Genomic DNA, 9,332 nt, shown 5'->3' on the forward strand with positions numbered 1-9,332 from the left:
ATAAATCCCGGACAGGACGTATCGCTGGGCGGGCATCAGACTGCAATCTTGGACAGGAGCCTCAATTACCATGGAACGCCACGGCGAAGAAGTTGACGTATCGACCACCGAAGCGCGCGCGGGATCGACGCCGCATATCGTGCGCTGGGTGCTGATCATCAGCCTCGTTTTGATCGTGGGCGGCATGTCGGCCATCTGGATTTTCGGCGCGGCCACGACCGATGACGAGGTCGCAAGCGGCACTGCCCCCGAACAGCCTGTCCTGCCCGCCGGCGCCGCCGCGCCGAACGAGCCTGGCGATGCCTCCGATACCGCGATCCCCGGCGTCGGCGCCGAGGGCGAGGAGCCGGAGATGGTGGACCCGCAATAACGACAGGAGCCGGCATCATGTCCGAGAACAAGTTTCAGAAAGACCAGTATGTCGAGTGGAGCTGGGGCAACGGCACCGCGAAGGGACAGATAAAGGAGCGTTTCGAGCGTGACGTGGAACGCACGCTCAAGGGCTCCAAGGTCAAGAAGAACGGCACCGAGGACAATCCTGCCTATCTCATCAAGCAGGAAGACGGTGACGAGGTTCTGAAACTCGGGTCCGAGCTTGAGGCGGCGAACTGATGCCGGCAAAGTCAAAGGCACAGCAGAAGGCCGCCGACGCGGCCCTTTCGGCAAAGCGCGGCGAGACGAAAGTCTCCGACCTTCAGGGCGCGTCGAAGGACATGTACGATTCCATGTCGGAGGACGAGCTGGAGGATTTCGCCTCCACCGACCGGAAAGACCTTCCCGAAAAGAAGGACTGACCCGCGGTGGACGACGACGAGAAGAAAGAATGCCGCAAGCAATTCGGCGACTGCGTGAACATGCAGCCCAAGGAGCTTGAAGAATGGCTCGACACCGACGAATCGAAATCGGTCGGTGACAGCGATGGCGGCGAAAGCACCGGCCATCGTTCGGGCCGCCGCATCGTCGAGATCAAGCGCCGCAATGTCGATGAACTCACCGATGCCGATTACGACCATATGCAGAAGGTAATCGGCTACATCCATCGCCACCTGGAACAGCGGCCCGACGGCGATGTCGAGGATACGAACTGGCGCTATTCGCTCATGAACTGGGGGCATGATCCGCTGAAATGAGCGGGTCTGCATCCGGGCTCGCCCGCTTTGTCGAGGCACAGGACGGCATTTACGAACGTGCGCTCGGCGAATTGCGCGACGGGGCGAAGCGGTCCCACTGGATGTGGTTCGTCTTTCCGCAGATTGCCGGTTTGGGCCACAGCGCGATGGCGCGCCGCTATGCCATTGCCGATGCGGCAGAGGCGCGCGCCTATCTGCGGCACGATGTGCTCGGCCCGCGCCTCATCGGATGCACCGATGCCGTTCTCGATTGGGCGGGACGACGCGGCGCGGTGGAGATCATGGGCGACATCGACGCCATGAAACTGCGCAGTTCGATGACCCTGTTCGAGGCATGCAGCGATACGCCGGAAGCAGGCCAACGCTTCGGCGCGGTGATCGACGCATTTTACGATGGGCAGCGCGACGCGGCGACCGGCGCGCGCCTCGGCCTATAAACGTCCGGCGAGGGCAATCGCGGCGGCAGGTGCGCGTTCCTTCGCCCCGTCGATGACGAAAACATAAACGTCGTCCATAGCCCCCATGCGCGCCGTGGTGATCCGGTTGACGCCATTGGGGGCGACCCCCTGGTCCCAATCCGCCGCGATACGCGCCTTGTCGTCCAGCGCCGCGTCGTCGTATCCGGAGGCAAGGTCCGACCGCGCCCCCTTCATCCGCATATAGCCAAGCCCACCCGACAGATCGGCCATGGCCAGCCCACCCGGTCCGTCGACATAGGCGATGGCAATATCATGCCCCCGCGCCAGATCGACAAATTCGGCGCAGCGGAAGCTGTCATGCTGCACCTCCATCACGTGCCGCAGCGGCAAGCCGTGCCGTTCGCGGGGCAGAAGCGCGAAAAACGCGGCCAGATCCTCGGCATCGAAAGCGCGGTAATCGGGAAATTGCCACAGGATCGGGCCCAGCGCATCGCCCAGCTCAGTCAACCCCTGCGCAAAGAACCGCTCGACCGCTTCGCCCGCATCGGCGAGCTTGCGGCGATTGCAGATGTAGCGTGACGCCTTGAGCGCGAAAACGAAACCGTCGGGCACATCCGCGCGCCAGGCGGCGAAGGTTTCGGGTTTTTGCAGGCGATAATAGGTGCCGTTCACCTCGATCGCGGAGACCTGCCGCGACGCGAAATGCAGTTCTTTGCGGCGAGGCAGATCGTCGGGATAGAACACGCCCGCGCGCCATCCGTCAAAACGCCAGCCGCCGATGCCTGTTCGAACGCTCATGGCTGCGCTATGCCCCGGCGATGGACCGGACGCGCCCCATTCGCCAAGGGAGAGGCAGGACCGCGGCGCGATGGCTGCTCGCGCTTGCGTATTTCGTGGCGGGGGTGCTTCACCTCGCGGCGCCGGCGCCGTTTCTCGGCATCATGCCGGCTGTGGTGCCCTGGCCCGAGGCGGTCGTGGCGTTGACGGGAATCGCCGAAATTCTCGGTGCGATCGGCATGGTGCAACCCGTGTCCGTCCGCCTGCGGAAGGCGGCGGCGGTCGGGCTTGCGCTTTATGCGGTGTGCGTGTTTCCGGCCAATATCAACCATTTCGCCATGGACATGGGCCGGGCGGATCACGGGCTTGGCCTCGGCTATCACCTGCCGCGCATGGTGGCACAGCCGGTGCTGGTCTGGCTGGCCTTGTGGGCCGGCGGCGTCGTGGACTGGCCATGGCGCCGCCGGACCGGCTAGGTGCGGGCGATCAGCCCAGATGCTTCGAGACCTGCGCGCTCATCTTGAACATCGAGATCTTCTCGGTCCCGATGACCTTGCCGAGCTTTTCATCAGGTTCGATCATGCGCTTGTCATCGGCGGCCTGAAGATCGTGCTTCTTGATATATTCCCACACCTTCGCGGTGACTTCGCCGCGCGGCAGTGGCCCCTTGCCGACGATCACTTCGAGATCCTCCGAAACGGCGACGGGCTTGTTGATAGCGTTATTCTTGGCAGCCATGTGCTGATCCTCTCGTTCGGGCGTCCTGATCGGAACCGCCCCTTGTGAATGTCAATCGTGGTCGTCGCCGCCTTCGCGGGCATAGGTTCCCGTCAGGACGGCCGCGGCGAGCACATGCCCTTCCATCTGGCGAACCAGATCTGAACGGCCCGCGCCCGGCGGCAACGCCAGCGGCATGTCAACCGCGTAAAGCTGGAACACGTAATCATGGCTCCCGTGGCCCGTGGGCGGGTCGGGAAGCAGCCATTCGGCCTTCATATAGGAATTCTTGCCGACCTTGGGCGGCGTTTCGCCTTCGAGCAGCTTGCCCCGCTGCGGCGCGAGGCCCCATACGAGCCAGTGGCAGAACGGTTCGGCGCCCGGCGCATCCGGGTCCTCGACGATGAGCACGAGCTCCTGCGTGCTGGGCGGAGGGTCGCTCCATTCCAGCGGCGGTGCGACGGCGTCTTCCTCGTCGGCGGTGAACGACGGGTCCAGCGCGGCGCCATCCTGAAACGCGGGGGATTTCAGCGCGAAGCCCTTGGCTCCCAGCACATCCTCCCCGCCGAGACGGGCAATGGTCAGCTTGGCATGGCCGGCGCGCACATTTTTAAGCGCAGAGCCCAGCCAGGCGGGTACTTTTTCAAGCATCGGGTTCGATTCTCCAACAGACAATGCCGCCACGTACGGGGACGCCCGCGACTTTCGAACCCATCAACGGTTTGCAGCCCCGGTCCGTTCCGGTCATTTCGAGCGCCCCTCATGGAAGGACGCGAAAAGCATGCCCCCGCCGTCATCCGGCGGGGGCGTGCCAGGGGGATCACGCCTCGGTGAGGTTGATCGCAGCCTTCTTGCCGTTACGGCCGGTTTCGACTTCGTAGTTCAGGCGCTGATCACGCTCCAGCGTGTGCATGCCGGCGGCCTGCACCGCGGAAATGTGGACGAAGCTGTCTTCGCCGCCATCTTCGGGCTGAATGAAGCCATAACCTTTTTCGGTGTTGAAGAATTTGACTGTACCGATGGGCATAGATGTTTCCTTTCCAGAAACGATAGGTTTCCGCCCCGCAAAATCGCGGGCCGGGTCGTGCGTCATGTCGTCAAGAGAAAGGAAGTTGTCGTCAGAGGCGAGTTTTTGGCCCGACCGGCACCGATATATCCGTCGCAATTGTGACGTCAGCGATTGCATGGGTAGCACGCCCGCGCCCGTTCCGGCAAACGCATTCGGCGAACAGGGCGCATCATTCGTCGCGATTGCGCCTGCCGTCCGGCTCCTCCGCGACGCCCTTGAACGGTTCGCCGTCCGATTTCTGTTCCATAAACTGGCCCGCGGTGGCGCTGCCCTCTTCGCGGTCGCGCTTGGTCCAGCGTTTGGTCTGCGGGTTGCGGACCTGCGTGCGGTCGTCGATGGAACCGGTGCGGTGACCCTTTCCCGTGTTCGTCGCCATGGCTGTATCCCGTCCTTTTCACATAACAAGAAGGGCGGGCCCGTGGATACAGGCCCGCCCCTTGGCAAATCATCGTTCCGTAATGCGCGATCAGCTCGGCATCAGGACCGCGTCGATGGCGTGGATCGTGCCGTTGGAGGCATCCATATCGGCCTGCGTGACGGTTGCGGTATTGCCCGCGGCGTCGGTCAGGATGACATTGCCGCCCTCGGTCGTGGCGGTGAGGGTGGCACCGTTGACGGTGGTCAGCTCGGCCGAACCGCCGCCCTGCTCGATCTGCTGCATCAACGCTTCGGCGGTGACGTCGCCCGACACCACGTGATAGTTCAGGATGCCGCTCAGCTCTTCCTGGCCTTCAGGCGCGGTGAGTTCGGCCAGCGTGCCCTCGGGAAGCGCGTCGAATGCCGCGTTCGTGGGAGCAAACACCGTGAAGGGGCCGGGGCCCGAAAGCGTATCGCCGAGGTTCGCGGCGGTCACTGCGCTCACCAGGGTCGAGAAATCGGAATTGCCCTGCGCCATCTGGACGATATTCTCGCCTTCCATGGTCATCGTGTCTTCGGCGGCCATGGTATCCATGGTGGCATCGGCTTCGGGCGCTTCGGCCGTGTCGCCGCATGCGGACAGAGCCAGCGCAGCGGAAGCCATCAGTGCGGTTGCGATATGTTTCATGGTGAATCCTTTCGTGAACTCATTGTAGAATTTACGGCCATGTCGGGCCGGGAATTGCTTCAACAACGAAAGGATGTCGGCATTCGTTCCAAGAAAGTGGCGAAACTGGGGCAAAACACTTTCCGCGCGCTGAACCGCGAGGGTTTGCGCCCGCATCAGGCCGGCCCGGTGAACTCCTTTGCCCCGGTCCAGCCGCAGCCAAGCCGCGTTTCATCGCCCAATTGCAAGGTCACCGCAAAAGGATAGCGCCGCCCCGACATGCCGTCATTGCACGCCCCGGGCGTCGCGGCGAGCGTCAGGCTCTGCCCGTTCAACGTGCCGCTGAACGATACGCCGTTGCGCCCCGCAAACCGGTCCACCGCGATCGCCGTATCGGACACGCCATCGTCCGCCGGCACGGTATAGGTGAGGACGCCGCCCGCCACCTCCCCGCTCCAGAACGGTTCGGTTCCGGTGAAATGGAGCGTTTCGTTTTCCGCAATGCCGGAAAAGGGGCGATTGTCATTTATGTCCCCCGGCGCGCCATCGGGGGTGTCGCCGCCCGACTGGCACCCGGCAAGGGCGAGAGCGGCGAGCAGAGGGATGGCGATCCCGGTCCGCAGGGGGCGACATACGCATGGCGTGCACGAATTCGGCATGGCGCGCTTATCGGCGACGCGGGCGCCCCGCGCAACCGTGCCGTGATCGGCGCGGCGCGGGTTCAGAACGTCTTTTCGGGGCGGCGATCGCGGCTGTGGCGCTCGCTCTTGCCGAAATGGCTCTGCAACCGTTGCGCCAGCGTGCTGGCGGCCTTGCGCGCGGCATCGTCGACCGTGGCGGCATGGGCGGTGACGCCGATAGGCTTGCCGCCCGCGGGGCGCGCCTCGATCGTGCAGGCCTTGTCGTCCGCGCCGCCCTTGGGGCCGTTTTCGTCGCGCACATGGATTTCCAGCCGGGTGAGGCGATCCTCGAACCGGGCGATCTTTTCACGGACCTGCGCCTCGATCCGTTCGGCGACGTTTTCGGTGCCCATGACGCTGCTGTCGGAATTGAATTGCACATGCATGACGCGGTTCCTCTCGATTGTTTATACCAACCAAGATGGTGCGTTTCGCGCCGTTTGAAAGGAAGCCCGGCGCCGATTGCACAGTTTGTCACAATTGGTTCACAGGGGCGGTTCGTGCGGGCGGTTCACACCGGCGGCTCACACGGGCCGTGCGCACATGCGACGCAGACGCGCGCGGTCAGGGCGTGTCGCCCCCCTCACCCCCGCCGGCAATGCGGCGATGTTCGTCTACACTGCGCCGCATTTCGCGGGCCTGCAGATGCAGCGCCTTGCCCGACAGGCGGATCTCCCGGCTCTGCTGAAAAAAGCCGAGGACGAGCCACAGGAACGCCAGCGGACTGGACACCCCGCCGAGGAAATCGCCCAGCTCGTTAAGCCTGAGATCCGCCGGGTTCTGCCCCTGCCAGAACAGATAGGCGACCAGCCCCGCCACATAGAGTGCGGACAGCACCAGCCCGATCATGGGCAGGCGGCGGCGATCCTTGCGGTCCGCGTCCTGCTCCACGATCGGGTCCGTGCCGCCCATCGTGCGCTTACTCCGCCGGGCCGGTTTCGACCTCGTCTTCCGGCAGGTAGAGCCGGTCGCCCTTTTCCTTATAACGGCGGGACATTTCCTCCATCCCTTCCTCGGCGTTTTCGCGCGCCTCGGACGGGGTTTCGCGGCGGATGTTTTCGGAGGCCAGATAGCTGTCGCTGTTCTGCTTCGCTGCGAAATCGCGCACTTCCTGCGTGATCTTCATCGAACAGAACTTCGGCCCGCACATGGAACAGAAATGCGCGGTCTTCGCGCCTTCCGCCGGGAGCGTCTGATCGTGATACTGCTCCGCCGTTTCGGGGTCGAGCGACAGGTTGAACTGATCCCGCCAGCGGAAATCGAAACGCGCCTTGGAAAGCGCATCGTCGCGCACCTTTGCCGCCGGGTGCCCCTTTGCCAGATCGGCGGCATGGGCGGCCAGCTTGTACGTGACGACGCCGACCTTCACATCGTCGCGGTCGGGCAGGCCCAGATGCTCCTTCGGCGTGACGTAGCAAAGCATCGCCGTCCCGTACCAGCCGATCTGCGCCGCGCCGATGCCGCTCGTAATGTGGTCATAGCCTGGCGCGATGTCGGTGACGAGCGGCCCGAGCGTGTAGAACGGCGCCTCGCCGCACGCCTCGAGCTGCTTTTCCATGTTTTCCTTGATCTTGTGCATGGGCACGTGGCCCGGCCCCTCGATCATGACCTGCACGTCCTGCTCCCAAGCGCGTTTGGTCAGCTCACCAAGGGTATAAAGCTCGGCGAACTGCGCCTCGTCATTGGCGTCGGCGATGCTGCCGGGGCGCAGGCCGTCGCCCAGCGAATAGGCGACGTCATACGCCTTCATGATCTCGGTAATCTCGTCGAACCGTTCATAGAGGAACGATTCCTTGTGATGGGCGAGGCACCATTTCGCCATGATCGACCCGCCGCGCGACACGATGCCGGTCACGCGCTTGGCCGTCATCGGGACGTAGGGCAGGCGCACGCCTGCATGGATGGTGAAATAATCGACGCCCTGCTCGGCCTGCTCGATCAGCGTATCGCGGAAGATTTCCCAGGTCAGGTCCTCGGCAATGCCGCCGACCTTTTCCAATGCCTGGTAAATCGGCACGGTGCCGATGGGAACGGGGCTGTTGCGGATGATCCATTCGCGCGTGTCGTGAATGTTGCGCCCGGTCGAAAGGTCCATGACCGTATCCGCGCCCCAGCGGATCGACCAGACCATCTTGTCCACCTCGTTCGCGACGTCCGATGCGACGGCGCTGTTGCCGATATTGGCGTTGATCTTGACGAGGAAATTGCGCCCGATGGCCATCGGCTCGGATTCGGGGTGGTTGATATTGCTGGGAATGATGGCCCGGCCGTAGGCGATTTCTTCGCGCACAAACTCGGGCGTCACGTAATCGGGAATCTCCGCGCCCCAGCTTTGCCCGTCGCGCACGTGGTCGCGCACCATCGCGCGGCCGAGGTTTTCACGCTCCGCCACATATTCCATTTCCGGCGTGATGATGCCGCGGCGGGCATAGTGCATCTGGCTGACATTGGCGCCGGCCTTCGCGCGCAGCGGGCGTTTCACGACATTGGGGAACGGGGGGACGCCGCCGCTGCGGTCGGGGCCGAGCTGTCCATTGTCCTCCGGCTTTACCTCGCGCGCGTCATATGCCTCGACGTCGCCGCGGCCCATGATCCATTCGCGGCGAAGCTGCGGGAGGCCGCGATTGATGTCGATGTCGGCATCCGGGTCGGTATAGGGGCCGGAGGTGTCGTACACGCGCACCGGCGCTTCCTTCGCCGTGGGCTCCAGCCGGATTTCGCGCATGGCGACATGGATGCCATGCTCCTTCGTCGGGCCGACGTGGATCTTGTGGCTGCCGCGGATGGGGCCGGTGGTGACGCCGATGGCGCCGTTCTTGCCGGGCTGGCTTTCCAGGGGGGAGTTGATGTCGGCCATGTGCGCTTCCTCTTTCCCGGCGGGAAAGCGTGCGGGCATTGCCGGGCAAGGACCGCCACTCCCTCCGCCTGTCTTAACAGGTTCAGGTTCGACGGGTCGCGGGGCGCTACGCCCGCCTCTCAGCCCAAGCAGGCTCCCCGGTGGATGGCCTGCGTTCTACCCGCTTCGAGGCGCGAGGTAAAGCATTGCCGGGCTGTGCCATCGCGCTTGCGCCCCGGCCTGTCCCGTGTAAGCAGGCGGTAATGGGCCGGACATTCGATATTCTCATCGCGGGCGGCGGGCTTTCGGGCGGGCTGATCGCGCTGACCCTGCACCGGCTTCGTCCCGAATTGTCGGTGGGCGTGGTGGAACGCGGGGCTGCGGTCGGCGGCCATCACCTATGGTCTTTTTTCGAAAGCGATATTGCGCCTGAACATCGCGCAATTCTCGAACCCCTGATCGCGATGCGGTGGGACGATGGCTACGATGTCGTCTTTCCCGAATATCGCCGCATGTTGCGCACCCCTTATCGCACGATCGCGTCCGAAAATCTCGACAGGGCGGTGCGCGATGCACTTGGTGGCGACGCGGTCATGACGCGGGCCGACATCGCGGCGCTGGACGCCGATGGCGCGACATTGACGAGCCAGCAGCGGATCGCGGCCAGGGGCGTGATCGAC

At 64.1% G+C, this 9,332-nt stretch carries 17 protein-coding genes, 1 pseudogene and 1 riboswitch; of the genes and pseudogenes, 7 read left to right on the forward strand and 11 right to left on the reverse strand.

The features are described from left to right. Window positions 1–70 precede the first annotated feature (70 nt). The 5 genes from JD971_RS02105 to JD971_RS02125 are packed head-to-tail and all read left to right on the forward strand — an operon-like array spanning window position 71 to window position 1,567. Entirely contained in the window at window positions 71–370 is a 300-nt protein-coding gene (locus tag JD971_RS02105) for a hypothetical protein (protein ID WP_202085626.1), read from the forward strand. Between the two features lie 17 nt (window positions 371–387). Further along, window positions 388–612: a DUF2945 domain-containing protein gene (locus JD971_RS02110; RefSeq protein WP_371809695.1), complete on the forward strand. Its 225-nt coding sequence runs from the start codon at window positions 388–390 to the stop codon at window positions 610–612. Then, window positions 612–794, forward strand: coding sequence for a DUF3008 family protein (locus JD971_RS02115; protein ID WP_202085627.1), 183 nt, complete (start codon window positions 612–614; stop codon window positions 792–794). Before JD971_RS02110 ends, JD971_RS02115 begins: the two co-directional genes overlap by 1 nt. Before the next feature lie 6 nt (window positions 795–800). Then, window positions 801–1,130: a DUF3140 domain-containing protein gene (locus JD971_RS02120; RefSeq protein WP_236672221.1), complete on the forward strand. Its 330-nt coding sequence runs from the start codon at window positions 801–803 to the stop codon at window positions 1,128–1,130. Continuing rightward, a complete protein-coding gene (locus tag JD971_RS02125; RefSeq protein WP_202085629.1) occupies window positions 1,127–1,567 on the forward strand; it encodes a DUF1810 domain-containing protein in 441 nt (146 codons plus the stop codon). The genes JD971_RS02120 and JD971_RS02125 overlap by 4 nt, the downstream gene beginning before the upstream one ends. Here the strand turns inward: JD971_RS02125 and JD971_RS02130 are convergent. Continuing rightward, entirely contained in the window at window positions 1,562–2,347 is a 786-nt protein-coding gene (locus JD971_RS02130; protein ID WP_202085631.1) for a DUF72 domain-containing protein, read from the reverse strand. The two genes, JD971_RS02125 and JD971_RS02130, sit on opposite strands and share 6 nt — an antisense overlap. A 20-nt stretch (window positions 2,348–2,367) precedes the next feature. Here JD971_RS02130 and JD971_RS02135 point away from each other — a divergent pair, with 20 nt between their 5' ends. Next, window positions 2,368–2,802 carry a DoxX family protein gene (locus JD971_RS02135; protein ID WP_202085633.1) on the forward strand — a complete coding sequence of 145 codons (435 nt, stop codon included), beginning with the start codon at window positions 2,368–2,370 and terminating at the stop codon, window positions 2,800–2,802. 10 nt (window positions 2,803–2,812) lie between these two features. Here JD971_RS02135 and JD971_RS02140 read toward each other — a convergent pair whose 3' ends face one another. The 10 genes from JD971_RS02140 to JD971_RS16425 form a co-directional block, all read right to left on the reverse strand. After that, window positions 2,813–3,064, reverse strand: a complete 252-nt coding sequence (locus JD971_RS02140) for an SWIB/MDM2 domain-containing protein (RefSeq protein ID WP_202085634.1) — start codon at window positions 3,062–3,064, stop codon at window positions 2,813–2,815. A gap of 51 nt (window positions 3,065–3,115) precedes the next feature. Further along, entirely contained in the window at window positions 3,116–3,694 is a 579-nt protein-coding gene (locus JD971_RS02145; RefSeq protein WP_202085635.1) for a YbhB/YbcL family Raf kinase inhibitor-like protein, read from the reverse strand. 169 nt (window positions 3,695–3,863) lie between these two features. Beyond that, window positions 3,864–4,070, reverse strand: a complete 207-nt coding sequence (locus JD971_RS02150) for a cold-shock protein (protein WP_202087257.1) — start codon at window positions 4,068–4,070, stop codon at window positions 3,864–3,866. A gap of 211 nt (window positions 4,071–4,281) precedes the next feature. After that, complete coding sequence (locus tag JD971_RS02155; protein ID WP_202085636.1) at window positions 4,282–4,488, reverse strand: hypothetical protein; 207 nt, start codon at window positions 4,486–4,488, stop codon at window positions 4,282–4,284. 90 nt (window positions 4,489–4,578) lie between these two features. Further along, window positions 4,579–5,157: a fasciclin domain-containing protein gene (locus JD971_RS02160; protein WP_202085639.1), complete on the reverse strand. Its 579-nt coding sequence runs from the start codon at window positions 5,155–5,157 to the stop codon at window positions 4,579–4,581. 155 nt (window positions 5,158–5,312) lie between these two features. Further along, complete coding sequence (locus tag JD971_RS02165; protein ID WP_202085640.1) at window positions 5,313–5,795, reverse strand: COG3650 family protein; 483 nt, start codon at window positions 5,793–5,795, stop codon at window positions 5,313–5,315. Window positions 5,796–5,857: 62 nt separating this feature from the next. Continuing rightward, window positions 5,858–6,202 (reverse strand): HPF/RaiA family ribosome-associated protein, encoded by a 345-nt coding sequence (locus tag JD971_RS02170; RefSeq protein WP_202085641.1) that lies wholly within the window; start codon window positions 6,200–6,202, stop codon window positions 5,858–5,860. Window positions 6,203–6,380: 178 nt separating this feature from the next. Continuing rightward, window positions 6,381–6,728 (reverse strand): hypothetical protein, encoded by a 348-nt coding sequence (locus JD971_RS02175; protein WP_202085642.1) that lies wholly within the window; start codon window positions 6,726–6,728, stop codon window positions 6,381–6,383. A gap of 7 nt (window positions 6,729–6,735) precedes the next feature. Then, the gene (gene thiC, locus JD971_RS02180) at window positions 6,736–8,673 is read right to left on the reverse strand and encodes a phosphomethylpyrimidine synthase ThiC (protein ID WP_236672222.1); all 1,938 of its coding nucleotides are present in this window, start codon (window positions 8,671–8,673) and stop codon (window positions 6,736–6,738) included. A 42-nt stretch (window positions 8,674–8,715) separates the two neighbouring features. Continuing rightward, window positions 8,716–8,823, reverse strand: a riboswitch (TPP riboswitch). Then, the gene (locus JD971_RS16425) at window positions 8,793–9,047 is read right to left on the reverse strand and encodes a hypothetical protein (protein WP_236672423.1); all 255 of its coding nucleotides are present in this window, start codon (window positions 9,045–9,047) and stop codon (window positions 8,793–8,795) included. (Overlaps the previous riboswitch by 31 nt.) On the opposite strand from JD971_RS16425, the pseudogene JD971_RS17005 reads away from it, so the two are divergent. Then, window positions 8,982–9,329: pseudogene (locus tag JD971_RS17005) on the forward strand (lycopene cyclase family protein); the annotation flags it as partial. The gene JD971_RS16425 and the pseudogene JD971_RS17005 overlap by 66 nt on opposite strands. Window positions 9,330–9,332: the final 3 nt, after the last annotated feature.

Origin of the sequence: Croceicoccus sp. YJ47, assembly GCF_016745095.1 — a bacterium.
Classification (GTDB): domain Bacteria; phylum Pseudomonadota; class Alphaproteobacteria; order Sphingomonadales; family Sphingomonadaceae; genus Croceicoccus.

Coding starts and splice junctions, on each gene's coding strand:
- JD971_RS02110 (WP_371809695.1), top strand. CDS start 388: ATGTCCGAGAACAAGTTTCAGAAAGACCAGTATGTCGAGTGGAGCTGG.
- JD971_RS02135 (WP_202085633.1), top strand. CDS start 2,368: ATGGACCGGACGCGCCCCATTCGCCAAGGGAGAGGCAGGACCGCGGCG.
- JD971_RS02150 (WP_202087257.1), bottom strand. CDS start 4,070: ATGCCCATCGGTACAGTCAAATTCTTCAACACCGAAAAAGGTTATGGC.
- JD971_RS02145 (WP_202085635.1), bottom strand. CDS start 3,694: ATGCTTGAAAAAGTACCCGCCTGGCTGGGCTCTGCGCTTAAAAATGTG.
- JD971_RS02115 (WP_202085627.1), top strand. CDS start 612: ATGCCGGCAAAGTCAAAGGCACAGCAGAAGGCCGCCGACGCGGCCCTT.
- JD971_RS02170 (WP_202085641.1), bottom strand. CDS start 6,202: ATGCATGTGCAATTCAATTCCGACAGCAGCGTCATGGGCACCGAAAAC.
- thiC (WP_236672222.1), bottom strand. CDS start 8,673: ATGGCCGACATCAACTCCCCCCTGGAAAGCCAGCCCGGCAAGAACGGC.
- JD971_RS16425 (WP_236672423.1), bottom strand. CDS start 9,047: ATGGCCGCCGACCGCAGCCCCGCGTTCCACCACGCCCACCGACAATTC.
- JD971_RS02130 (WP_202085631.1), bottom strand. CDS start 2,347: ATGAGCGTTCGAACAGGCATCGGCGGCTGGCGTTTTGACGGATGGCGC.
- JD971_RS02140 (WP_202085634.1), bottom strand. CDS start 3,064: ATGGCTGCCAAGAATAACGCTATCAACAAGCCCGTCGCCGTTTCGGAG.
- JD971_RS02155 (WP_202085636.1), bottom strand. CDS start 4,488: ATGGCGACGAACACGGGAAAGGGTCACCGCACCGGTTCCATCGACGAC.
- JD971_RS02160 (WP_202085639.1), bottom strand. CDS start 5,157: ATGAAACATATCGCAACCGCACTGATGGCTTCCGCTGCGCTGGCTCTG.
- JD971_RS02165 (WP_202085640.1), bottom strand. CDS start 5,795: ATGCCGAATTCGTGCACGCCATGCGTATGTCGCCCCCTGCGGACCGGG.
- JD971_RS02175 (WP_202085642.1), bottom strand. CDS start 6,728: ATGGGCGGCACGGACCCGATCGTGGAGCAGGACGCGGACCGCAAGGAT.
- JD971_RS02125 (WP_202085629.1), top strand. CDS start 1,127: ATGAGCGGGTCTGCATCCGGGCTCGCCCGCTTTGTCGAGGCACAGGAC.
- JD971_RS02105 (WP_202085626.1), top strand. CDS start 71: ATGGAACGCCACGGCGAAGAAGTTGACGTATCGACCACCGAAGCGCGC.